A 25,335-nucleotide genomic window follows, 5' to 3' on the forward strand; every position below is an offset into this window, starting at 1 on the left:
AAAAAACATAAACACTGATTGCACATGAAATTATCACAATTTAAATTCAACTTACCTGAATCTCTTTTGGCATCCGAGCCTTCTGAACAACGTGACGAATCACGTTTAATGGTCTTACATAAAGATACTGGCGAGATTGAACATAAAATCTTTAAAGACGTCTTAGATTATTTTGATGATAAAGACGTGATGATATTGAACGATACAAAAGTTTTCCCTGCCCGTATGTATGGCAATAAGGAGAAAACAGGAGCCACTATCGAAGTGTTTCTTTTACGTGAACTCAATAAAGAATTGAGATTATGGGACGTATTAGTTGACCCGGCACGCAAAATCAGAGTAGGCAATAAATTATACTTTGGCGATGACGATCTATTAGTTGCCGAAGTTGTTGATAACACCACTTCAAGAGGGCGTACAATCCGATTCCTTTTCGAAGGTACTGACGAAGAATTCCGTCGCAACATCGAGATTTTAGGAGAGACACCTCTACCAAAATACATCAAGCGTAAGGCGACTCCCGAAGATAAATTCCGCTACCAAACAATATATGCTAAAAATGAAGGTGCTGTTGCTGCGCCTACAGCAGGACTTCACTTCTCCAGAGAGTTAATGAAGCGTTTGGAGCTTAAAGGTGTCGACTTCGCAGAGATCACGTTGCACGTAGGTTTGGGTACATTCCGTACGGTCGAAGTGGAAGATCTTACCAAACATAAGATGGACTCTGAACAATTTATAATTACAGAAGAGGCGGCAAAAACAGTCAATCGCGCCATTGATAATAAGCGCCGTATATGTTCAGTCGGTACGACATCGATGCGTGCTATCGAATCGTCTGTCTCTGCAGACAAGCACTTAAAAGCAGGTACAGATTGGACGAGTAAGTTTATCTATCCTCCATACGAGTTTAGTATCGCGAACTCAATGATTACAAACTTCCACACACCCGAATCTACATTACTTGTCATGATAGCAGCATTCGGAGGGTACGAAAATGTAATGAACGCGTATGAAGTAGCTGTTAAAGAAAAATACCGTTTTTATAGCTACGGTGATGCCATGCTTATTATTTAAGTATTGTAATAATATTTCAATATTTTTGAAGCGTGGATATCTTGAATCCACGCTTTTTTCACATTATGCCAAATAAGATTGTTATCATAGCCGCAGGCGGTTCCGGATCCCGTCTTCGATCAGACTTACCCAAGCAATATCTTTTGCTTAACGGTAAGCCTGTACTCATGCATACCATACAAGCATTTGTAGGTATAGCGGATCGTATTATTGTCGTCCTCAGTGCTCAGATGATCCCAACCTGGCAAAGTCTCTGTACCACACATCATTTTGCTATCCCCCATGAGTTGGTAGCAGGCGGCGACAGCCGCTTTCAAAGTGTCCAAAATGCCATACGGCATATTACCGGTACTGCGGTAGATCCTTTGGACCACTCCACAGCAATCGCTATACATGACGCGGCCCGACCACTGGTAGAGCGAAAGCTTATATCCGACTCGTTTGAAAAGGCTCTGGCAGGCGATTGCAATGTTCTTGCAGTACCGAGTACAGACTCTATCCGTATCGGAGACAAGTGCAGCTCTACATCAGTAGATCGTAGCCGTGTCTGGCAGGTACAGACCCCACAATCGTTTCCTGCTCCATTATTGATCGAAGCATTCGAACAAGATGAACTGCCTACATTTACAGATGATGCCTCTGTGGTCGAGCAGAAAGGGCATACGATACATCTTCTTGAAAGTACAGCTCGAAACATCAAACTTACCTATGCCGAAGATTTCGAAATAGCCCTATCACACCTCAAAGCCAGGCCATGATTCTTTTTCCGCTAAAATGCAACGTATAGAAAACCGCACGTCCTAAGCATTTCCCCTGATAACACGCAGTAGAACCACGATTATGGCTATCACCAACAGCACATGGATAATACTTCCGGTAGCAAATCCACCTAAAAAACTAATAGCCCAGATAATAACCAAAATCACTGCAATCAAATAAAGTAAATTTCCCATAGCTTTAAAGTTTAATTATTTATGTAACACTAATATTTCACAGATATGAACAGTGTATATCCGAAAAAGTTTTGTAACACAATAAATTATTTTACCTCAATAGCAAGTTCGTCATATGCGACAAAGACCCCCTCGGGGAGAAGGGATTCAATATATTCGTGTTTACCGAATCTATGGCTTATGTGGGTAAGGTAGGCTCTTTTAGGCTTTACATCTGCTATAAAGGATAAAGCCTCCTGTAAGGTAAAGTGCGAGACATGGGGAGCTTCTTGCAACGCATTGACCACCAATACATCCAATCCCTCCAGCAAGTTTCTACTCTCCTTCGAAACCGTCTTTGCGTCGGTTATATAAGCGAAATCACCTATACGATACCCCATCACCGGCATTTTGTAATGCAACACCTCAAAAGGTATTACCTCCTGATCGAATAGATCAAAAGCCAGCTCAGGCTTGATCTCCTCTAGGTCCAACTGCGGGACGCCCGGATACTTTACCGCCGAGAAGGCGTAATAAAACTCCCGTTGCAACGCCTCTAAGGTAGCTGCGTCAGCATAGATAGAAATAGACTGTTGTTGATGATAGTTGAAGGCCCGCACATCATCCAAACCCGCTATATGATCTTTATGGGAGTGCGTCATTAATATCGCATCGAGATGATCGACCTGCTCGCGCAGCATCTGGTATCTAAAATCAGGACCGGTGTCAATAGCAATATTATACCCATTGTCCATCTCTATAAGAACGGAGGTACGCAAGCGCTTATCCCGGGGATCTGTCGATTGACAGACCGGACACCTACATGCGATGACAGGTACGCCCTGCGATGTCCCTGTTCCTAAAAAATGAACTTTCAATTTCTAATCGTTTGGTTTTATTAATGATTTATAAAATGTCCATTGCTTCTCATCCAACTGCTCCTTCTCAAATTCAAACTCTTTAATAAGCTGTACCAAAGAATTTATTTTGATCTCCAGATTAGAGAACTTATTCACCACGATAACTTTCGAATTCTGGATCACACATGCTCCAGTCTTAAAGTTACCTTTTTCATACCTTACCTTATAGCCTATATCAGCCAATAGATTTTCTATTTTATCTAGATTATATTGTGTACTCGATACCACTATTGAATTCTAAATTTCTAATATAACAAAATTCACCCCAAATATCGGCCATTAATGCGATGTATCCTTCTTCAATAGCATACGATCAATGTAGTTGCGCATAAAACCAAAACCATATGCAAACAACTGCGTAAAAGCAGTAAGCACAGCAAGAGCTCCTACCCGAAGGCTATTGGTCGTAAAGATAGCGTGCAATAAAAGTAATGTTGCAAAGGAAAACAAAACCATATCTCCACACCACACGAGGTAGTGCAATAGCATCACATCGCTAAATAACAGCAGATCCATAATATTCAATACCACTAAGCCCAAAACGCCCACTGTAAATATTGCAGGCAATGCATGTACCGGTTTTAATTCCCCAGGGTAGAGCAATGAAATATCAATCCGTCCTTTTCCAAAGTTATAAATCTGTTTATAAAACTGGCTTAAACTGGTGCGTCTCTTGTGGAATACAAACGCGTCCGGAATTAGCCCTACCCGAAAACCCTCGTTGATCATCCGGATACTGAATTCAATATCTTCAGATCGCCTTGACAGCCTATAGCCTCCGGTCCGTTCCCACACCGCCCGAGAAATCCCCATATTGAAACTACGGGGGTGGAATTCACCGATATGATTTTTATTACCCCGTATCCCGCCCGTCGTAAAGGGACTCGTCATGGAGTAACTGATAGCTTTCTGTATCGGCGTAAAAGACTCATGAGCTGCATCAGGCCCCCCAAAAGCATCCCAACCATGCCGTTCGATAGCTTCCTTTACTATTTCCAGGTAATTTTCGGGTACTAAAACGTCCGAGTCAAAGACAATAAAATATTCACCTTTAGCACGCGCAAAGCCATAGTTTCGGGCAAATCCCTGTCCTTCGTTACGCTTTGAGAAATAATGAACATTCAGACTATCCTTAAACCCTTCTACGATCCCCCCTGCAGGTAATGAAGATCCATCTTCGACAATGATAACCTCGAACTCTTTAAAAGACTGCTTTTGCAGCGACTGCAAAAGCTCCTTTATTTCTTCGGGCCTATTATACAAAGGGATAACGATGGAAAACAACATAGCTATACGACCTGTTCAATATGATACTTATTCCGCTCCGAACTATTTCTCGATAGAAGCTCAGCAATAAATCCTGTAAGAAACAATTGTGTACCGATCATAATAGCCAACAATGATAGGTAAAACAAGGGTTGATCGGTGACATTACGATATACCGTACCATTTGCAATGCTCATCAACTTATCAGCAATTAAATACACGGTGATAAAAAAGCCTATCAAAAAACTAATTACGCCAATAGGTCCAAAAAAATGCATCGGCCGCTTACCAAACTTGCCGACAAAGAAAATAGACATCAGATCCAAAAATCCTTTCACAAACCGCCCTGCGCCAAACTTGGTCGTACCATACTTTCTCGGATAATGCTGTACGACCTGCTCCTGTATATTCGAAAATCCCGCCCATTTAGCAATGACAGGTATATATCGATGCATTTCGCCGTAGACCTCAATGCTCTTGACCACGTCCTTCCTATAGGCCTTAAGCCCGCAATTGAAGTCGTGCAGGTTGTTGATACCAGACATACCTCGTGTTACCGCATTAAACAGTTTGGTGGGTAGTGTTTTTGTTATCGGATCGTAACGTTTTTGCTTCCATCCCGACACCAGGTCAGCGCCTTGATTCTTGACACGATCGTACAGCTCTGGGATTTCGTCCGGGCTATCCTGCAGGTCGGCATCCATGGTGATGACCACATCCCCTTGAGCAGCCGCAAAGCCAACATTTAGTGCAGCAGACTTCCCATAATTCCTCCTAAACTTAATACCAGAAATCTGATCATGTTGCTTTTTCAGATCCAACAGGACAGACCAAGATGCGTCTTTACTGCCATCGTCTACCAAAATAATCTCGTAACTGAAATTATGCGCTACCATCACACGACGGATCCATTCGGTTAGTTCGGGCAATGACTCGGCTTCATTGTACAATGGGACTACAACTGAAATATCCATATACTATACTATCGATTATTTTTTGACAATTTTTGAACGAAACAAGAACGCTAATACCATCGCGAAAACAAAATTGACCAACAAACTAATAAAGGTCGGGGGTACTGTGCTTCGAAACGATATTTCGGAAAATGCAAAAGCGCGATCCTGTTCGATAATCTCCATCTGTTGATCGATTTCATCCTCTGTAGCACCACGGCTCTCCATATCCACAATCTTTAAGTTCATAAGATTTTGATAACTTTCCTCCAAAACAGTCTTATCCATTATCATTTTTTGATAGACCGTAAGCCCTATAGCACTTACTACGATACTGGCTGCCAGAAAGATATAAATAGTCTTCAATGCCCTGCTGAAGGTCCAGTCCGTTCCATTTCTCTTCTTTAAAAAGTAGACCATTACAACAGGTATCAACACAGATCCAACAAGTTTCAAAGCAATACTCACGATATATAGCGTACTATAGCTATCTACCGTACGGCTGTGATAGATACCGATAATAGAAAATACGATCGTCAATGCACCCGCGATAGCACCATAAATCAGCGCGTCCTTTTTCTCTACCTTTGTCAATTCATTTGTCATACTCAGCCCTTATTTACTAAAATAGACAATAACTTGATATACAGCAGTTTCATAAGCCTTGTTTGAAGTATGATCTTCAAATTCGCGCAACTGGCTTTCGGATGGATTCTGCTCGAAAAAGAAAGATACCAACGGATAGAACAACTCAAACAACTCGTCTTGGGTATTCATTGTTTTGGATACTTTTGCAATTTCCGAGTAATCGCTTTCTACCAGAATCTGGTTTGCTATCACCTTTTCATAAATACTATACTCATCCTGAAACTCGTCCTCTTCAACCAATAAGAACTCCTTCAAATAATCTTCCAGTGAAGGTTTGATCTCATCATCAGCACATTCTCTCAAATACAAAAATACATTGAGCAATTCCGTACCACGGTCTAATGTTTCTTCTTCAATGCGCTCCCATTCCTCGGAGTCCAAGTAATCCTCTTCGAGTTTCTGCACATCTTCCGCAAAGAAGTTTATCATGAGCAGGTCAAAGCTGATTTCACGCAGCTCCTCAAAGCCTTGGTAATCGTCAAAAACCGCATCCATACGCTCTACCTTATCCATAAAAGGTAACTCCAAATCAAAAACACCCGACAACGAGTCTAAAAATTCTTGACTATCTATATTTTCTATACCTGCATACGTATTTGCCGCAGCAGTTATCGCATTTTTTACTTTAACATCCATACCATTATTAATTAATAATCAATTTATTATTATTTATAACAAGATTTACTTTCCCTGTTAATTCCTGCCCCATTAATGGATTGTTGGCCCCTTTCGATCTATTAGACTGCGCATCGAAAGTCCAGGTTGTCTCCATGTCAAAAACAACAAGATTTGCCAACTCTCCTATTTCAAACTTCGGAATATCCAATCCCAATACCCTTCTAGGTCCTACCGCCATCTTTTCGACAATATCCTCCGCCGTGATCCCAGACCTTATCGCCAAAGGGAGCGCCGTCTGAAATCCCGTTATTCCATTCTTGGCTATGTGAAATTCGACATTTTTGTACTCAATTTCCTGCGGTGTGTGCTGCGAAACTATCGCATCAATTACACCATCTTTAATCCCTTTCAGTAAAGCCTTTACATCCTTATTTGTACGCAGCGGCGGACTCACTTTATAGTTAGAATCAAAGCTTGCGATATTTTCATCGGTAAATACCAGCTGATGTGCCGCCACATCACAAGTCACCTTAATACCTTTGCTTTTTGCCTTTTTAATCAAATCTACAGATTCTGCTGTCGAGATCGTCGTAAAATGGATCGGAGCATCATTATATTCAGCGAGAAAAAGATCTCTGGACACCATCAATGATTCGGCCAGATTAGGGATTCCCTTCATACCTAAATAAGTGCTCATCACCCCCTCATTCATCTGATTATCCCCAACCATAGATTCATCCTGCGCAAAAGATATAATTAACCCCTCAAAACCTTTGGCATACAATAGTGCTCTTCCCATCAATCCCGCCTGTTGCACGCTGCGATTACCATCCGAAAAAGCGACTGCGCCATTCAATTTCATATCATACAGCTCAGCCATTTCATGCCCCTCCCGCTTTTTAGATATCGCCCCGACAGGATAAACATCCACGAGATTACCTTTGGCAAGATTGACCAATAGCGACACTTCAGCTCTACTGTGTACCGCAGGGTTCGTATTCGGATGAACTGCAATCGCTGTAAAGCCTCCGGCTGCAGCGGCAGCAGTTCCCGTCTTCATATCTTCTTTGGTTTCATAGCCCGGTTCTCCGATATTGGCATTCAAATCAAAAAAACCCGGACTTACGATACATCCTTTGGCCGAAATCACTTGCAAATCGGAATCTGCAGCTTTTAGCTTCTTACCTAGATCAGCAATTTTACCTTCTTTGATCAAGATATCGATTTCCTGACCGTTCAGTGGATGATTAGGTAGTATTAACCTAGCTGAAGAAATTAAGACTGTATTCATGGATATTTTGCTAATATTTAATTTGTTGTAGAAATTCAAGTGAGAGTGAAACGACCAAAACTAAGCAAAAGAGCGCGGAGATAAGTCTTGCCCTACATAAAATCATCAAGTAGCATGATACTATAAGTCGCTTCATTAAAAGACAAACCTACATAAATTCTCCTTTATACGCAATATAATTGCGCGGTAACATAAAGCGAATTTTGTAGCTCTCCTTATCCATTTAGATTTCATTTACTCCCCCCATCGGTAAGAGTCGATTTTTAAATCTGCGAGGGATAATATCCGATCTACCACGGTTGCCGCAAGGTCCTCCATCGTCTTAGGCAGGCTGTAAAATGACGGACTGGCCGGGCAAATGATCCCCCCCGCCTGTGTCACACTGGACATGTTATTGATATGGATCAGGCTCAGTGGCGTTTCCCGGGTCACCAAGATAAGTTTTCTTCGCTCTTTGAGAATGACGTCCGCAGCCCTCGTGGTCAGATCAGATGAAGTACCATTAGCTATACGAGCCAGTGTCCCCATCGAACAAGGGCATACGATCATGGTATCATAATTGGCCGACCCGGAAGCAAAAGGTGCCATAAAATCATTTTTTGAGTAAAAAGTAAAATCCTTGTATTCATTATAAGCTTCATTCTGCAATTCAAACCGCCATACATCTTTTGCATTATCAGACATCACCACGCCTACCTGAGACACCTGATCCCCTAAGGTTTTCAATTTATCCAATAATACTTTAGCATATAATGATCCGGAAGCCCCGGTTACAGCTACTACTATTTTACGTTGCATATGTGTATAACTTATTTTTAACTGACCTAATTTTATCCGACAAATCTAACTAAATTCTCCAGCAACTGCTTCCAACGAAAGTCACCAAAGTAGCATAAAAGACATAAAAATAAAAAAGGGTCGAATAAGAAATATTCGACCCTACATCTACCTATGAAAAACATGCCCTTGGGGAGGGCACTACAAATGTACTAAGAGAAAGTAGATTTGCATCGATCCGTACATCTTATTGTAGCTAGTTTTCATTTATTTGTAGTTGTTCTACTACAAAGGTTTTTTCAGCGGCCCTATTAGGGAGTTTTGCCAACTTTATTTTCGAGTAAGTTCCCTTGTCTGAATTAATTAACATTTGAAATATTACTAACATTTTGAAAGATTCCACTTTTTTTTTATTTATTTCGAAACCAGTAACAACGAATTACCCCCAATATGAACTCGACAATAATAGAAGAGTATATCGAAACCGGAAACCACCAAGATCTTGAGTTATTATTAAGTCAAGACCCTTCCGTAGTAAATCAAAAGACAAGTCATGATATTTCTCCCCTTCTCTTATCATGTTACTACCAGAAGCCTCAGATTACACAGGTCATTTTAAAATTCATCTCAACCATTACCATACATGAAGCATGTGCCACCGGTCTGACGTCGCACATACAGATGATGATCGAACACAAAAAAGACGTCGTCAACGAGTTATCTGATCATGGATTCACACCATTAGGTATCGCTGCGCATTTTGGAAAAGAAGAGATTGTACGCCTACTTCTTTTACACCACGCCAACCCCAACATATGTTCACAAAACGGATACAGTACCTATCCATTACATGCAGCACTGGCGATCAACCACAGCGACATTTCAAAAATGCTTATCGAAGCCGGTGCCGAGGTCAATGTACTACAATACGGAGGTATTGCGCCTATACACCAGGCAGCAGGACATGGCAATATAGACCTCATCATCGCATTACTGGAACAAGGTGCTGATATCACGATACGTACGAATGCAGGACAGTCAGCTTCGGATATCGCTGCCGACAAAGGTTTTAATGAAATTGCAACCATTTTGAGGGTATAGTTTTAGCTTTTCAAAACTTCCATGCCGACAGCACAATCCAAGCATTTCTTTGGATCACAGTAATTCCTTCTCAAGGCCAGTAGCGCCTGTGAATCACCGGCATTATAGCATACTACACCCTGCTGTTTATAATACCGTACCACATGGTTATTCTCAGCCGGAATTTGTGCCAACCACCCCAATGCACGTTCTTTAAGATCCTCCCTGCCCATAAATTGTCCATAGGAAAACAACATTGGAATAAAACAATTTATGGCCAAATGATAGAGATGAGCATCTGTCCAGCCTGTACCGTGTTGCTCCGTCGCCGAGGCGAAATGAAAATGCGACTGCCAGTAGGCATCAAGTCTCCCCTTTTTGACCGTAGCGAACAGCGCATCCAAGCTCGATACATTGCAAATCATGTCAAACCAATAAACAGTTGTAGAGATCAGGGCAGACAGCTGCGCAAGTCTATAGGTAGGAAAGTTGTGAGGGCGCATACGCATAAACTTCCAATTCACTGCCGACATACGGTCCAGACCATGTAATTTCTTGAGGTGTTGATATACGCCTTTCAATCGAACAAAGTACTCATCCGTACAATCAGCCTCTAAGAATCCTGCTGTACCGAACAATAATGCGGATATTTTTTGGGAGTCCCCATAATACCGATAAAGCAATTGAGGAGGCACTTTCCACATCAACTCTTCAAAAGCCTGCGCATTCACATTGGTCCCAAACGCCCGTCCTAGATTAATTAGAAACACCGCTTCCCAATCCTTGTTGGTCCGTACCAACCAATCCTCACATCGACCGTACATATCCTGCAGACGCTCTATAGCTAGGCGCTCCAGCCATCCCGGTGCCATAGCTGCCCAAGCCTTTTTCATACGCCCTTCACAGGCAATACCTTTCTGTTGCTTCGTTAATGAAGCATAACGAGCCAGCATTTGCGGATCGACATAATCTTTTAATCGAAGTGTGGGTATTTGAGTTTCGTCCTGTCTTTGGCCTGCCCTGCTCCCTTCTTCCCAGACCACATGCAATATCGTAGCACAATACGCCGGATCGGTATCATGCTTATGCTGGAACCAATCGTCTTCCCGAAAATGTATTTCTACATGACCGGACCAGACAGTTTTACCGATCTGAATTTTAGCCAGTTCAAAATCAGGCCCTGCGTTATGATTATTAACACCTGTATGTATGACCTTAAGCTCTTCTCCATCCCTCGTCTTTAAGTCTGTTTGTCCATATAATCTATAACGCCAGATAAAATGCAACAATTCTTCAGGATAAACCATTTTTAAAATTAAAAAACAACATCCTGAAAAACAAATGATTACAAAAAAAAGAAGAAATACGAGAAAACTAAGAAGACGCTTTATAGTACAGTTTCAATCGATCTGAGGCCACAGCGATCTCTTCACCGACTGCACCCTCCATACGCGGCGCTGCAATCCCCTCTCCCCACACACATTCCCCTACAAAAACACGAGCCTCATCCCAAAGACCGGCCTCAATAAACCGATTCAATGTTTTGCCCCCCCCTTCGATAATCAGAGATTGCACATCCATAAGATAGAGTTGATACAAAATGTTATGTGGCAGATACAGGTCATAATTTTCTAATGCAATATATTTCAAATGCCCATCCCACGCAGCTTTCTCCTCATTAAAAATGATCAGATCCGTGCTGTCGTCCATTAACAAGCGAGCGGTTTTGGGCACCGCGAGATTTCGATCGATCAGCACACGCTTCGGAGACTTACCGGACCAAAGTCTATTATTCAGCATCGGATCATCTATCAGCGCAGTAGCAGCACCTACCATAATAGCATCCTCTTCGGAACGCCATTTGTGCGACAGCTGCCTGCTTGCCCGGTTACTTATCCATGCCTGTCTGTCTCCTATCGGCGCAAAATACCCATCCTTTGTTTCCGCCCATTTCAAGATAACATACGGACGATGCTGTCCTATACGCGTAAAGAAGCGACGGTTCACAAAGCGGCATTCCTCCTCCAGCACGCCGACCTCCACATCAATACCAGCATCCCTCAACTTGGCTATCCCTAAACCATTGACCTTCGCAAAAGGATCTTCACAGCCTACGACAACCCTACGGACACCATGTCTTACGAGCATATCTGCACATGGAGGCGTCTTGCCATAATGCGCGCAAGGCTCCAGCGAAACATACACCGTACTTTGCTTCAATAGTTCGTTGGCCTGCCCGTCACCATAATTAGTCTTCACCGCCTCTACAGCATTCACCTCCGCATGCGCCCCTCCGTAAGGCGACGTATAGCCCTCACCCAATATCTTTCCTTCATATACAATCACTGCCCCCACCATGGGATTAGGACTTGTAGTACCGGCCCCCAATTGCGCCAACGCAATACAGCGACTCATGAACCTTTGATCTTCAGTCATACCACAAACTTAACATTTTATCTAAAAAGAGCGGACAAGCTAAACTTAAAAAATCACTAAATTTCCTCTATAAAAGAATCTGAATGGATGAGGAGAGCGAAATAAACCACGGAGTGCTCATGAATACCTTTGAAAGCATACGATGATGAATAATCCGTTTTATATTACAACGCTATTATATCCCGCATAAAAGCGAATTTATGTATGTTTGTACGATGAACAATACCTGGCAAGAGATAGCCGAAATATTCCACAACGAGCTGAGCGAACTGTATCCTTCCGCTGAAATCAAAGTGCTGTTTTCCCTATCGGTAGAGCACCTCAGCGGCATTAGAAGCAATCAATTTATTTTCCATAAAAACGAGCGGCCTACTGTTGCGGCCTCAGCCGGAATTAAAAACATTTTAGCCCAGCTCAAGACCGGAAGACCCATCCAGCATATATTGGGTTATGCCCATTTCTACGGCCATATCTTCGAAGTGTCCGAACACACCTTAATTCCGCGCCCCGAAACCGAAGAACTCGTACACCTTATCCGCCAAGATTATCAAAACAAAAACAACCTATCCTGCATCGATATCGGCACCGGGACGGGCTGTATACCGATCTCCTTGGCCAAATGTATGCCACAGCACAATTACTGGGCGGTCGATATATCCAAAGAGGCGCTCGAAGTAGCGAAGCGCAATGCCCAAAAAAATGAGGTCGACATCCAGTTTATACAAATGGATATTTTAGAATGGGATTTAGTTTTCGCAGCAGAACTTAAGTTTGACGTTATAGTCAGCAATCCTCCATACATCACTACGATTGAAAAAGAAGAAATGCACCAAAATGTGCTCGCTTTTGAACCCCATAGCGCTTTATTCGTTGAAGACAGCGCACCATTGCTATTTTACGATTACATAGGCGATTTTGCCAAAGAACATTTAACCTCCACAGGACACCTCTATTTTGAAATCAATCAATACCTCGCTGAAGAGACAGCAGACCTACTTTCAAAAAAAGGATTTAAAAACGTTCAATTATTCCATGATATCAACGGCGCAAAGCGCATGATCAGAGCCAATGCCCCTTCATGATGCATATACAGCCCTTTAAATGCACTTTTTTTTACTGATAAACAACAGGTTAAAACCAAACACACAAAATAAGCTACCAAAGATTTGGCATGTATCAAGGTTTTTTCTACCTTTGCATCACTTCAAACAACGAAGGATAATTCAAATAAAGAATTAGGATTCCGTAGCTCAGCTGGTAGAGCAATACACTTTTAATGTATGGGTCCTGGGTTCGAATCCCAGCGGGATCACAAAGAAAGCTCAATCGAAAGATTGGGCTTTTTTTTGTGCCCTTTAGGGGCGAACACAAGGGTTCGATTCAAGAAGGCTCAGGCTTTGGTGTTCGGGCCATGTGGGGCTGAGCCAACTACCTCGTTCAGGGTCGAGTTCGGGCCATGTGGGGCTGAACAAATCCCAGCGGGATCACAAAGAAAGCTCAATCGAAAGATTGGGCTTTTTTTTGTGCCCTTTAGGGGCGAACCCAAGGGTTCGATTCAAGAAGCCAAAACCTTTTTCAGGTTAATTCTTTTTCCTGGAGAAAGTTTCAGTTCAATAAATTTGTTATTATATTTTATTTTGCACGGTGTTTTATACTTAGCTTTAATAAATGCATCTTTCAATATTCCATCCTCCCATTTCATATCTATTTCCATTGCACCCCGAGCTACCAGGCCCGATACTTCTCCATCGCTCCAGCTCTTTGGTAAAGCAGGAAGCAATTCAATAAATTCTTCATGGCTTTGAAGCAACATTTCTGCCACACCTGCAACGACTCCAAAATTTCCATCTATTTGAAAGGGAGGCCCTTCATTAAACAAGTTATAGTACGTTCCGCCGCCGCCGCCACTTGTTTTGCTGCTATGGTCAAACTTTGGTCTTAGTTGCCTATCCAAAAGTTTAAGCGCACGATCACCATTATGCAACCTAGCCCAGAGTCCCATCTTCCATCCAAATGTCCAACCAACTCCACTATCGCCTCTCACCTCCAACGACTTCTGAACAGCATTGGCTAATTCAGGCGTTTTATAAAGCGTAATTTCATTGCCAGGATACATGGCAAATAAATGAGACATATGCCTATGCGTGGGTTCTACCTCCTCAAACTCTTCTGCCCACTCCATTAGTCGTCCATCACTCCCTATCTTTGGCCGAGCTAACTTATCTTTTGCAGTCTGCAACCTCTTCCTAAAAGCAGCATCATTAATCCCTAAAACAGCTATCGTATTGAGCGTATTTTCAAAAAGATTAAAAATAACTTGTTGATCATGTGAAGACCCCATACTAATCTGAGACACATATCCATCTGAAGTTCTAAAGGAGTTTTCTGGTGAAGGAGAAGGACCTGAAACTAATTTACCTGTCTTGGGATCTTCTGCCAGCCAATCTAAATAGAATAAGCAAGCCTCCTTAAGCATAGGATATGCGCTATTCAAATGCGCCTTGTTTTGAGTAAAAGCATAGTGTTCCCAAAGATGTTGTGCAATCCAGCCTCCACCCCCGACATGCATTCCCCATCTTGCGCTTTCACCTGGAGACGTATAGCCCCATACGTTAGTAATCGGATGTAAAACCCATCCCTGCATTTGGTATTGAACCGCCGCTGTCTTTTTGCCAGGTATAGACAGTGAAGCCATAAGATCAAAAAGTGGTCTATGAGTTTCTGATAAATTAGTCACTTCTGCTGGCCAATAACTCATCTGTACATTGATATCTGTATGATAATCGCCATTCCAAGGAGTCTGTATTTTATTCGCCCATATCCCTTGCAGATTCGTTGGTAATCCCCCTTCTCTGGAAGAAGAAAGAAGAAGATACCTGCCGTATTGGAAGTATAAAGGGTACAAATCTTGATTACCACTTGATAGTTGATTATTGAACATCAGCTCATTTGTAGGAACATTATTTAAACCATTCCCCAAGCGAAAATCCACTCTTTTCATAAACGAAGAAAAGTCCTCCACATGTCGGCTTTTTAATTTATTATATGCTTTTGAAGTAGCCTTTTTTACAACAGCTTCAAGCTCCTTTTCAAAGTTTGGATTTACAAATTCAGGATATTGTTGTTTATAATCAGTTTTGGCAGCTACAACCAATGTTACGGCATTTGCAGCATTTATTTGAATTGACTCTCCCTGACTATCCATCTGTCCTCCGTCCAATACAGGAATAACCCGAGCCATATACCGCATTCCATCCCCACCCTTTCCATTATCCATGCGACCAACCATCCGGAGCTCATCTTTAAGTGCAACTGTATTAAATCGCTCAGGTCTATCCATCGTTAGCCTCACATTAATAGCCCCCGGCCTATCAGCAGTCAGGCGAATAATAATCGCTTGGTCAGGATGACTTGCAAACACCTCTCTAATAAAATTAACTCCATTTTGAGAGAACCTAGTCAAGGAAACTCCAGTCATTAAGTCCAATTCTCGATAATAATCGTCATAAGTAGCTTTCGTTCCAAAATCCAACCGAAGGTCTCCTAAGGTCTGAAAACATCCAAAAGGCAGATTGGCGCCATTGGCTCTTCCCGAACCTAATCCTTTAGTAATTTGAGTACGAACTGTCAACTCAGTAGCTTCTTTATACTTACCCTGAAACAGCAGCTCTCTTATCTTTCCCAGGTGACGGGAAGCATCAGGATTATCTGCCTCATCATCCCTACTCCCACTCCATAGCGTCATTTCATTAAGCTGTATCCGCTCTTGATTAACATCTCCGAAAACCATAGCGCCTAATGAACCATTGCCTATGGGAAGCGCCTTCAACCATTCTGGATCACTATCCCATACATATGGCCTATCTTTGGCTAATGCATCAGCAGGGCTATTAAACCAAATTTTATTTATTTTTGATTCCTGTGCTTTCAATTGCAAGGAACCTACAAACAGCAATCCGATACACCAAACCCATAATTTAATCTTATTCATACTTTTTCAGTTTACAACCCTATTCCTAACGGATATTTATAATAAGAAATCTTTGTTTAACTTAAGAAACTATTCCTAAAATCAACTTATGCCAATGAACAATTCAGCCAAATAAATAGATTATTTAGCTGAATCAATAGACTAGTAGTGTTTTATTTCCTGCTATTAATTGGTTTCATTTCAATTGACCGTGCATGTAACCGTTGAAAACTGCAGACTAATTTCAGTACTTGTTAAATAACTTACCTCCCCGTATTCACGAGGAGGTATCGTTCATCAGATCTATATTTTTTTAGTTAACATCCCACCAAACTTTTGTATTTTGATTGTTTTTAGGGGCAACAGCATTAAAATTAGTCCCATTACTCGCAATTTCTGAAGCTGGATAAAGTAAACGCACGGGTAATTTATCAGCGGTGTTGAGCTGAATTCCATCTTGCACATCGGGGTGTAATACCGGAAAGTCTAACCTGCGATATTCAGCATAGGTTTCATAACTCTCTAATATATTAGTGTTCATCCATTTCTGAATACCAATTTGTTCTAATGCAGTACTTGGATTAAGTGTGTAAGTAGACGAATTTACCAAAGCTACTTTTACAGCTGTCGTTGGTTGCACAGCCAAGCTAGGTACTTTAGTGGGTGCACCACTTTTAATATAGATGTCATAATAGGCTTCAATAGACCTTTTAATACCTTCATCATAATATGATTTGGCCATGGCAAAATCTCCCCCCGTAATGTATCCTTTCAAAGCTGCTTCGGCCAACAAGAAATCAACATCGGCAGCTGTTATACCTACCCCGGTCGGCAGCTTGGTATTTCTTACAAAAGTTGTCGAATCTAAGCGCGCAATACGCAAAGGAATTGTAGTTGCATTCAACCCTAATGTAGCTTTGGCATCCTCAGCTGCTGGCATACCTTCATAAATCGGATTTGTTGCCGGTTTTTTGAAAAATATCGGCAACCGGGGGTCATTAGCGGCTACCATTTTATCGACCATTAGTTTTGGTGCGAAGCTAAAATTAGATTGCTCATTAAATGCACGCGTTTGCGTGTTACCACCACCACCAGCCACCGCCGTCTGGTCGCCTAAATATAAATAGACATTATCAGCATTGGTTGTTACCAAAGGTGCATTTGTACTCAATAAATCATTAATCTCCAGCTTGGTCTTGGCATCATCTTTAGCAGCGATACGAATCGCATAACGCAGTCTTAGTGAATTAGCAAATTTGACCCACTTACTTAAATTTCCTTGAAACAAAATATCCTGTTGTGGAAATGCGGCATGAGAGGTGTACAATGTTGGTTGTAAAGTGGTAGCGGCCAATGAACTTGCAGCTTCTTTTAGATCTGCTAAAATAGCATAATAAATAGACTTTTGATCATCATACTTTGGATACAGAACCACGGGCTGACCAAATAAAGAGTTTTGTGCTTTGAAAGCTTCGCTATAAGGCATATCATCAAACAGATCTGTTTGCTTTGCAGTATTGTAAGCCATTAAGATTTTGGCCATCATATAATAAGGTTTATACTCTTCTTTTTGAGCATCAGTTAAGGTATAATTGTATAACTGCTCCATCCCTTTAAGGTCGACCATTTTACCGGTATAATAATCCCCCCAACGACCTTTATCTGCCGCATTTGTCCAGGTATAGACATTACTCGTAACGTGATCAGTCGTCGAACCTAAAACCTGTACTAGCTGGCTAATAACGGGCATGTGATTAGTATAAATATCCGAATAATCCTGACGTAGCGTTTTATCTATTGCCGTAGGTAAAAGGTATTCTATTTTTGTCTCCGTATTGGATTCTGGGTTTTGAAATAAATCGTCTAACCTTTTCTCACAAGAAGCTAAAGTTAAGGAAAGTGCTATCGCACAAATACCCGATATATATATTTTACTTGTTTTCATTGTCGTAAGTATTTTTCGTGAATTAATTAAGCGCTACTTTAATTTCTGTTAAAATTTAGCTGTTACAGAAAAACCAATATTCCTTGCTGTTGGATATGCTGTATATTCATAGCCTGCATTGGTACCTCCAGTACCAATTGCTGAGTTTGGAGATACATTCGGCAATGATTTATAAATATAGAATAGATTACGACCTATTAGTCCTATTTTAAGATCAGTGAAACCTGCATTTGCCACAAATTTGTTGGGCACGTTGTAGTTTAACGATAATTCACCTAAGTATAAATAGTTATTTTTATAAACAGCATCTTCCGTACTAAAACCACCATAACGATTTCCATAATAAACGTTTGCAGCAATTACATTTTCATTTGGTGTGCCATCTGCTTTAACGCCATCTACCAAAATACCATCATTCCTCACAATTACCCCTGTAGGAGGCGTTTCTCCATTCTTCAAAATAATATTTTTACCTCCTTGCGTATAAAATGCTATACCCCCATGCTCTGCGTCACGGCCAAACAAAGTCTCTTTGGAAACACCCGAAGATTTCATGAATTGATTCGTATAAGAAACGATGTTACCCCCTAAGCGGTAATTCATTGAAACTTGCAGATCAAATCCTTTATAACTAAAAGTATTGAATAAACCTCCATACATCTTTGGCAACGCATTTCCAACTTTAGACAATTCAGATTCGAAAGTTACATTCCCATTGGCATCAACGATTAGTTTACCATCTTCATTACGAGCCAATTTGTACATATAGATATCATAAGGAGAGTCTCCCACTACAGCTTTAAATACGGTGTTGAACGGATTACCTAGAATACGCTCTTCAATTCCCTCTGATAAAGAGATAACCTTTCTTTTTACGATACTGGTATTGGCACTTATACGCCATCTAAATTCATCTGATCTTACAGCATCTGCGCTTAATGAAACTTCAAGACCTTTGTTTGCTAAACTACCTGAGTTGATTCTTAAATTAGAAGCACCGCTAGATGGCGCGACACTTGTAGATGCAATTAGATCTACCCCGCGATTGTTATAATAAGTTACATCTAAATTAATCCTATTCTTCAAAAACGACAATTCTAAACCATATTCATTGGAATAGTTTTTCTCCGCCTTGATTGAGGTTGGTGGCACACTTGCAGGAATGCTGCTTGTCACAGCCGACGTTCCGTTACCTTGCAAATAGGAACCAATAGCATAGGACGAATTGGCGAAGTATCTACTTGGTACTGTGTTCCCGACTTGTGCATAAGAACCTCTTAACTTAGCATAGCTTATAAAAGCAGGCATTTTAACTACATCGGATAAAATTAAACTTAAACCGACGGATGGATAAAAGTAACTCCGACTGTAGCTTGGCAATTTTGATGACCAGTCATTTCTGGCTGTAACATCTAAATACAGGTAATCTCTAAAAGATAACGAAGCAGAACCAAATAATGCATCATAACGTTCACCACCAGATGAACCCGAAGGTTTAGGTAATCCTACAGTTGATTTACTGTTGTTAAAACTAAACACGTCATTGAAGCGTAGTCCTCTTGTCGCTAGATTGTTGGAATATCCATAGCTATCATCAATTGAAGCACCTAGATTTACACCAAGTTTAAAATCCGGATTAATATCTTTAGTGAATAAAGCCAAAAATTCACCGTAATTACGAAAGCTTTGACCAATAACTCTTGAATAATTTCCTTGTAAGCTCGAAGCATCAGTCGGGTTAGAGAATGCTAACCAACGTTCTTTAGTTTCATTTAAATTAAAATACCTGTCGGTGCCCCCCCGTATACGAAAGCTTAATAAATCACTGACTTTATAGGTACCAGTAATACTCGCTAAAAACTGTTGTTGATCACTTGTATAGCGGTTCTCTCTTTGATCCCAAAATAAAGGACGTAAAATATTGTCTCTAAAATTTCCTGAGATCGTACTTATTTCATCTGTAAGGTAATAACCTAAACTGTTTTTGTAGTTATCTTCGTATAAGCTAATGATTTCATTTCTAGGAATCGGATAATTGGATGCTCTATCAATCCTTTGTGCAGGATTTTGGTTATTGATGCTGTTGTATATAATCTGTGCATCCACTGTTAATTTATCCGTAAAATTATACCCCGAAGCAAAACTTATAGAATTACGCTTCTGTTTCATGTTGGGCAAAAAGCCACCATAATTAAAGTTTGTGGCTGATAAACGAAAATTACCTTTCTCGTTAGCACCAGAAATACCCAATGTATTGCTGTTTGTATACCCTTCATTAAAGATATCTCTAAAGTTATTGGGCTGAGCAACCCACGGGCGGGCCACACCGTCCCACCACTGTACCGTTTGACCTTCCAGTTTGGGACCAAAGTTTTGCGTCGACGTACTCACATAAGTTGGGGTAACGCCATCGGCAGCAAATGTCGTAAAATAAGGTGTAGTACCGTTACCATATTCATTCTGATACTCTGGCAATCCTGTTATCTGGTCAACAGTGTAGCTGCTGTTAAAAGAAATTCCTATCCCTTTATTCACAACACCTTTTTTAGTTGTAATCACAATCGCTCCGTTTATTGCTTGTGAACCATAAAGCGCTGCGGCATTGGCCCCACGTAAAACAGTTAGGGATGCGATATCCTCCGGATTTATCGTATTCAACAAAGATCCATTAGCTGTCCCCCCGGCACCACGACCAGTAAAACCATCATCGTTATCATTTACAGGTATACCGTCTAAAACAATTAAGGGACGAGCGCTACCATCCAAACTATTGATACCTCTTATGTTGATACGGGTACCCGTCATTGGTCCACCAGACATATTGGAAACATCTACCCCAGCAAGCTTTCCCATTAAGGATGTACCTAAATTACTGCTACCCGCATGCACGATGTCCTCGCCTTTAATATCACTCACAGCATAACTTAATGAGCGTTTTTGGCGGCTTATACCTAAAGCAGTTACTACAACATCGGTTAATTCTAAGGTGCTTCGGGTCAGTCGAATGTTGACAGGAGCCGAACCATCTGTTCGAACTTCCTCTCTATTGTAACCAATAAAAACAAACTCTAAAACTACAGTTCCGCTACCCGCATTTTGAATGGAAAATGTTCCATTTTCATTGGTTTGAGTAACTAAGGATGTGCCCTTAATCTTAACACTAACGCCCGATATAGGTTGGCCGGCTTCGTCTACAACTCGCCCCCTTATATCCACAAGCATTTTATTTGATGCTTCTATTGACTTTGGGTATTCGTTTTTAAGCGCCATTTCCTCTGCATTGGCATGCAGCCCGAACAAGCACATCATAACAGCGGTTAATTTCACAATCCCCATTGGTTTTTCCGAGAGCCAACTTCTCTCTCTCTTTGACATAATTTGTGTGTAGTTCATATATTAGTTTTTAGGTGTGCAATAATCGATGCTAACTAGTCAAGCCAAAAGACAAAAAAAATCGATCAACATAATTGTTATAATAAATCTACAGATAGAACCTTATTACAAAAATGGATTATTTTACAATTAAGATGGATTATTTCGATAGCAGCGATTTGATTTCTGCGGGTTGATTATGCAATTATGACAACCATAGAAAGATAAATCACCTGTATGTAGTAAACTTTTATCACTTCTATTAAATAAATTCTGCTAAATTTGAGTAAAACACAACTAATCAATTCGTTAACTAACAACATGGATTATGGGAGTATTTCGAAAGATAGTGTCATCTGTTATCCCGGGAAAGTATAAAAATTCTACCCTCCGGCTATTTCAAAAAGCATTTCACGGCGGTTTGGTAAAGGTATCTGGCGGAGAAGAAGAAGCCTTGTTCTGGGCCTATGCACAGGCCAAACTAACAGCATACACCATGGTTCAGGGCTTTTTACAAGGTACATTTCCTATGCCTAAAGTCGATAACAACAAGGTGTTTATCTGGTTTGATCCCGATCCCCGGGGTATTATCCCCATAGCCGATTTTAAGATAAGAAATGATCTGTTACGTTGTTTGAAAAAAGACAGACTACAGGACGAAGACAAGCGCTTTGAAGTCAGGTTGAACATGAATTTTGAACAGACCATAAGAAACTGCGCCAAACCCCGGGGAGAGAAAACGACAACATGGATAACGCCTGAATATATCAAGGTGATGTTAGAACTTCACGACATGGGCATAGCCCATAGCGTCGAAACCTACCAAAATGGCAAGCTTGTCGGTGGTGTTTTGGGGGTATCTCTAAACGGGTACTTCGTGACATTAAGTCTCTTCAGAACGATCGATAATGCGAGTAAAGTGGCTTTTTGTTATCTATTGACCAAACTTAAAGAAGATGGGTTTAAGCTGCACATTAGCGGAGCAGCAGACAGTTGGTTTACACAGTTCGGGGCAGTCAACGTGTCAAAAGAAGACTTTAAGAAGGAGCTGATTACAGCCATCACCTCCCCCGTTACTTTCAGTACCAGAATTCCGGAACTAGCATTATAGCCTACAAGAAGCCTGTTCCTACCCCGGGACAGGCTTTCGACCATCATCGCAAAATCTTCTCCATCTTCTTACCTTTAGCCAGCTCATCCACCAATTTGTCCAGGTATCTTACCTTTTGTGTCAATACGTTTTCGATATTTTCTACCCGGTATCCGCAGATAACACCGGTAATCAGTCCTGCATTGGGATGGAGGCTCGCCTTCTCAAAAAACTCTTCAAAGGTAATGCGATCAGCTATGCACCGTTGCAAATCAGCGGTACCAAACCCCGTCAACCAGGTGATGACTTGATGGAGCTCCTCCTCCGTCCGTCCCTTTTTCTCCACTTTGGCTACATAGTGCGGATAAACGGATGCGAATACCATTTTTGCGATACGTTCGTCCTGAGCATCGGAATTGTTCATATATTTAATTATTTGAGCGTATTTGATCTCATCTGTATTAAAGAGCTCGTTACACTCGGTTTGATTTTTATCTTTACGTCCGCGGGCTGACAGACGTAAAGACGGAAAACAAGCAGTTTGAATAACAAACAACAACCTAATATAGCATTTTCGGACCACTTAATCAACCTAGCCTGCGCTATCCTCCTCAGGCCGATCATCCCCGGACAGGTCATCTCAAATCTCCGATAGCGTTTTTCTGCCGAAGGCAATCGACATAGGAAAGCCCGTTCCTCAGCATCTCTATAATACATTTCGAGAATTCTACGACCGATGATATTTGCTTCATAGAATTTTTCATATAGTGTTTCGAGCGATTTACGACTAATCTCAATCAACAGCGTATCCTCTAAGGTCTGTAGATATTCATTGGTCTCATCATCCAAATCCAGATTACGGATACTCCCTATAATATTGCTCTCCCCGTTGATCCAGGTGGTAACCTCCTCTCCTTCATCTTTGAAAAACCTCCGGATGAGTCCTTTGACAACAAAATGCACCATATCGGGCTGGTCTATAGGGCTTCGAATGAACTTTCCCTTTTTGATGGATACATACTTTGTATTTTTTAATAAGAAAAGGGCGGCTTCGGGCGATACCGGATTTATCCTGTTGAAGAAATGAACAATTTCTTTACATCCAGTAGTCCGGTAGTGTGTTGTTGCAGGCATAATTAGTCGGTATCTGATAAAAGTTTTTCCTCTTTTAATTTTGAATGAGATACACCTACGGTTCTTGTTCTTGCAAAAATGTATGAGCTCATAATCGAATGCGGCAACCGGTGTTGTACCACAGTCTTACAATATTCTTTGTTCATATATTTGTCTTTGTTTGGTGTCTTTGGATAGACAATGTTACAAATTCGTCTATGAAAACTGCTATTATCACTAGGGACAAAAAGGGGACAATGTAAAAAACAACAAAAAAGAAGCTGTACTACAAGCAGTTACACAGGCAAAGACCGCAGAAATCTCGGCAATAAAGTAAAATCATTTAGACAATACCCCTTACTGCAAGAGCCTACGCAGGAAATAATGAACAGTAAAAAAGATTAAAGTTATTGTAGTTTCTGCAACGCGTAGATGATACCGTCGCTTGCGCCAAAATATAGCCTATCTTGTTCTATGCACACCGTAGAGAAAATACTTCCCATCTCGTGGTAGGCATCAAACAGCCGGTTTATATCGCCGTTATAATCCGACAGCAGTCCCTCTTTCTGGGCACCATTGGCGCCAAAAAAATCGGACCGGTGTCTTTTACTCCATTCCGTCTGAAAAACAGGCTTCAGCTGCTGCCCTTCCATAGCCAATCGGTACAGTACACCATCTATCGCACCAAAATAAGCGAAGTCTCCGCTTAGGGAGGGACTAGCAAACACATTCAGGGGTACAGCAGGTTCGGCCAGCACCTTACCCGTCGCCTTATCGACTACCAATGCGGAGAACGAGTCCGACATCGTCACTACCAATCGGTCTTTATACACATTCGGCACACTTATCCAGCTCCCCTGCTGATGATACACCCAGTGGCCCGTTCCGTCTTTGGTATTCAGGGCATACAGATTAAAATCCCTAGCTCCAAAATACACCCTCCCCTCCGATACTACGGCATGGAACTGCACTTCACCTTTAGGAAAATACGATTCACCCAGGGTATCAAACTTCCAGCGCAGGCTTCCGTCCCGCTCCAGGCAATAAAAAAAACCATCAAAACTACCAATAAAAATAGCCCCATCCGCCACAACCGGGCTGGCATGTACAATGCCGCCTGTCTTATAGCGCCAGTGCAGCGAACCGTCATGCGCATGGAGCGCGTACACGTGGCCATCGCCCGAGCCAAAGTAAACAAAGCCCCTATCCAGCACTGGAGCAGAAAGATAATAGTCCCAGGCATCGTAGACCTGCTCGCCCTCTGTCTGGTACTTCCATCGGAGCAGGCCCGATTTTGCATCCAGTGCATATAGATGGCCATCCGTGGCCAATACATAGACTAGACCGGCACCGACCGCCACTGCAGACCGGATCTCGCCTCCCGTTCTGTATTGCCACAGCACATTTCCCTGCGCTGCCTCTATCGCATAGAGCGAGCTATCACAAGAGCCCACATACAGGATGCCATCCTGCACTACGGGCGAGGAGAATACCTTGCCTTTAGTCTGTACCTTCCATTTGAGCGGCAATTCATGCGTCGTCTCTTTTGGGTATACAGAATGGCCCCGTTCCAACGGTCTTGCAAGGACAGCCTGTTGCATCATCACTAGGCATATTGCTGAAATAAACAAATTGAAGGTCATATAATTAAGGCGTTGATTAACACAAACCTACATAAATTCGCCTTTACCCGCAATACAATTGTGACGTAATATAAAGAGGTACTATAAAATGGAATTTCGAGTTCTCCTCATCCCTTTAGATTCTTTTACAGCGGAAATATATTCAAATTCCAGCTATCTTGTCCACTCGATAAATCCTTCTCTCTCTTAAATGTCTATGGCTTATCT

Annotated in this window: 22 protein-coding genes and 1 tRNA gene; 6 read left to right on the forward strand and 17 right to left on the reverse strand. The window is 41.6% G+C overall.

The window, feature by feature from the left end; genetic code table 11:
• Positions 1–24 precede the first annotated feature (24 nt).
• On the forward strand, positions 25–1,074 hold the full coding sequence (gene queA, locus G7B18_RS00795; RefSeq protein ID WP_164111942.1) for a tRNA preQ1(34) S-adenosylmethionine ribosyltransferase-isomerase QueA: 1,050 nt from the start codon (positions 25–27) through the stop codon (positions 1,072–1,074).
• Between the two features lie 65 nt (positions 1,075–1,139).
• The gene (locus tag G7B18_RS00800; protein ID WP_164111943.1) at positions 1,140–1,832 is read left to right on the forward strand and encodes a 2-C-methyl-D-erythritol 4-phosphate cytidylyltransferase; all 693 of its coding nucleotides are present in this window, start codon (positions 1,140–1,142) and stop codon (positions 1,830–1,832) included.
• A 42-nt stretch (positions 1,833–1,874) separates the two neighbouring features.
• On the opposite strand, the gene G7B18_RS00805 is transcribed toward G7B18_RS00800, so the two are convergent.
• From G7B18_RS00805 to G7B18_RS00845, 9 genes are all read right to left on the reverse strand, one after another.
• Entirely contained in the window at positions 1,875–2,027 is a 153-nt protein-coding gene (locus tag G7B18_RS00805) for a lmo0937 family membrane protein (RefSeq protein WP_164111944.1), read from the reverse strand.
• An 86-nt stretch (positions 2,028–2,113) separates the two neighbouring features.
• Entirely contained in the window at positions 2,114–2,884 is a 771-nt protein-coding gene (locus G7B18_RS00810; RefSeq protein ID WP_164111945.1) for an MBL fold metallo-hydrolase, read from the reverse strand.
• A 3-nt stretch (positions 2,885–2,887) separates the two neighbouring features.
• Positions 2,888–3,154: a hypothetical protein gene (locus G7B18_RS00815; RefSeq protein ID WP_164111946.1), complete on the reverse strand. Its 267-nt coding sequence runs from the start codon at positions 3,152–3,154 to the stop codon at positions 2,888–2,890.
• Between the two features lie 51 nt (positions 3,155–3,205).
• Complete coding sequence (locus G7B18_RS00820) at positions 3,206–4,213, reverse strand: glycosyltransferase (RefSeq protein ID WP_164111947.1); 1,008 nt, start codon at positions 4,211–4,213, stop codon at positions 3,206–3,208.
• Between the two features lie 2 nt (positions 4,214–4,215).
• The gene (locus G7B18_RS00825; RefSeq protein ID WP_164111948.1) at positions 4,216–5,166 is read right to left on the reverse strand and encodes a glycosyltransferase family 2 protein; all 951 of its coding nucleotides are present in this window, start codon (positions 5,164–5,166) and stop codon (positions 4,216–4,218) included.
• A gap of 15 nt (positions 5,167–5,181) precedes the next feature.
• The gene (locus G7B18_RS00830; protein WP_164111949.1) at positions 5,182–5,751 is read right to left on the reverse strand and encodes a DUF4199 domain-containing protein; all 570 of its coding nucleotides are present in this window, start codon (positions 5,749–5,751) and stop codon (positions 5,182–5,184) included.
• Between the two features lie 9 nt (positions 5,752–5,760).
• A complete protein-coding gene (locus G7B18_RS00835; protein WP_164111950.1) occupies positions 5,761–6,429 on the reverse strand; it encodes a hypothetical protein in 669 nt (222 codons plus the stop codon).
• A gap of 7 nt (positions 6,430–6,436) precedes the next feature.
• Positions 6,437–7,702 (reverse strand): dihydroorotase, encoded by a 1,266-nt coding sequence (locus G7B18_RS00840; protein ID WP_164121858.1) that lies wholly within the window; start codon positions 7,700–7,702, stop codon positions 6,437–6,439.
• A gap of 234 nt (positions 7,703–7,936) precedes the next feature.
• Entirely contained in the window at positions 7,937–8,500 is a 564-nt protein-coding gene (locus tag G7B18_RS00845; protein ID WP_164111952.1) for a UbiX family flavin prenyltransferase, read from the reverse strand.
• 429 nt (positions 8,501–8,929) lie between these two features.
• Here G7B18_RS00845 and G7B18_RS00850 point away from each other — a divergent pair, with 429 nt between their 5' ends.
• Positions 8,930–9,580: an ankyrin repeat domain-containing protein gene (locus G7B18_RS00850; RefSeq protein ID WP_164121859.1), complete on the forward strand. Its 651-nt coding sequence runs from the start codon at positions 8,930–8,932 to the stop codon at positions 9,578–9,580.
• A gap of 2 nt (positions 9,581–9,582) precedes the next feature.
• Here G7B18_RS00850 and G7B18_RS00855 read toward each other — a convergent pair whose 3' ends face one another.
• Positions 9,583–10,866, reverse strand: a complete 1,284-nt coding sequence (locus G7B18_RS00855) for a DUF2851 family protein (RefSeq protein ID WP_164121860.1) — start codon at positions 10,864–10,866, stop codon at positions 9,583–9,585.
• Between the two features lie 67 nt (positions 10,867–10,933).
• The gene (gene ribD, locus G7B18_RS00860; protein WP_164121861.1) at positions 10,934–11,995 is read right to left on the reverse strand and encodes a bifunctional diaminohydroxyphosphoribosylaminopyrimidine deaminase/5-amino-6-(5-phosphoribosylamino)uracil reductase RibD; all 1,062 of its coding nucleotides are present in this window, start codon (positions 11,993–11,995) and stop codon (positions 10,934–10,936) included.
• A 215-nt stretch (positions 11,996–12,210) separates the two neighbouring features.
• Here ribD and prmC point away from each other — a divergent pair, with 215 nt between their 5' ends.
• Positions 12,211–13,077 (forward strand): peptide chain release factor N(5)-glutamine methyltransferase, encoded by an 867-nt coding sequence (gene prmC, locus G7B18_RS00865; RefSeq protein WP_164111956.1) that lies wholly within the window; start codon positions 12,211–12,213, stop codon positions 13,075–13,077.
• A gap of 157 nt (positions 13,078–13,234) precedes the next feature.
• A tRNA-Lys gene (locus G7B18_RS00870) sits at positions 13,235–13,307 on the forward strand.
• Between the two features lie 243 nt (positions 13,308–13,550).
• Here G7B18_RS00870 and G7B18_RS00875 read toward each other — a convergent pair.
• The 3 genes from G7B18_RS00875 to G7B18_RS00885 form a co-directional block, all read right to left on the reverse strand.
• Positions 13,551–15,986 carry a glycosyl hydrolase family 95 catalytic domain-containing protein gene (locus G7B18_RS00875; protein ID WP_164121862.1) on the reverse strand — a complete coding sequence of 812 codons (2,436 nt, stop codon included), beginning with the start codon at positions 15,984–15,986 and terminating at the stop codon, positions 13,551–13,553.
• 292 nt (positions 15,987–16,278) lie between these two features.
• Complete coding sequence (locus tag G7B18_RS00880) at positions 16,279–17,910, reverse strand: SusD/RagB family nutrient-binding outer membrane lipoprotein (protein ID WP_164121863.1); 1,632 nt, start codon at positions 17,908–17,910, stop codon at positions 16,279–16,281.
• Between the two features lie 48 nt (positions 17,911–17,958).
• On the reverse strand, positions 17,959–21,303 hold the full coding sequence (locus tag G7B18_RS00885) for a SusC/RagA family TonB-linked outer membrane protein (protein WP_164111959.1): 3,345 nt from the start codon (positions 21,301–21,303) through the stop codon (positions 17,959–17,961).
• A gap of 307 nt (positions 21,304–21,610) precedes the next feature.
• On the opposite strand from G7B18_RS00885, the gene G7B18_RS00890 reads away from it, so the two are divergent.
• Positions 21,611–22,393 carry a leucyl/phenylalanyl-tRNA--protein transferase gene (locus G7B18_RS00890; protein WP_164111960.1) on the forward strand — a complete coding sequence of 261 codons (783 nt, stop codon included), beginning with the start codon at positions 21,611–21,613 and terminating at the stop codon, positions 22,391–22,393.
• Between the two features lie 43 nt (positions 22,394–22,436).
• Here the strand turns inward: G7B18_RS00890 and G7B18_RS00895 are convergent, their stop codons facing one another.
• From G7B18_RS00895 to G7B18_RS00905, 3 genes are all read right to left on the reverse strand, one after another.
• Positions 22,437–22,796 carry a DUF2200 domain-containing protein gene (locus tag G7B18_RS00895; protein ID WP_164111961.1) on the reverse strand — a complete coding sequence of 120 codons (360 nt, stop codon included), beginning with the start codon at positions 22,794–22,796 and terminating at the stop codon, positions 22,437–22,439.
• Between the two features lie 8 nt (positions 22,797–22,804).
• The gene (locus G7B18_RS00900) at positions 22,805–23,506 is read right to left on the reverse strand and encodes a Crp/Fnr family transcriptional regulator (RefSeq protein ID WP_164121864.1); all 702 of its coding nucleotides are present in this window, start codon (positions 23,504–23,506) and stop codon (positions 22,805–22,807) included.
• Positions 23,507–23,892: 386 nt separating this feature from the next.
• A complete protein-coding gene (locus tag G7B18_RS00905) occupies positions 23,893–25,128 on the reverse strand; it encodes a PQQ-binding-like beta-propeller repeat protein (RefSeq protein ID WP_317164370.1) in 1,236 nt (411 codons plus the stop codon).
• Positions 25,129–25,335: the final 207 nt, after the last annotated feature.

Origin of the sequence: Sphingobacterium sp. xlx-130 (assembly GCF_011007405.1) — a bacterium.
Taxonomy (GTDB): Bacteria; Bacteroidota; Bacteroidia; order Sphingobacteriales; family Sphingobacteriaceae; genus Sphingobacterium; species Sphingobacterium luzhongxinii.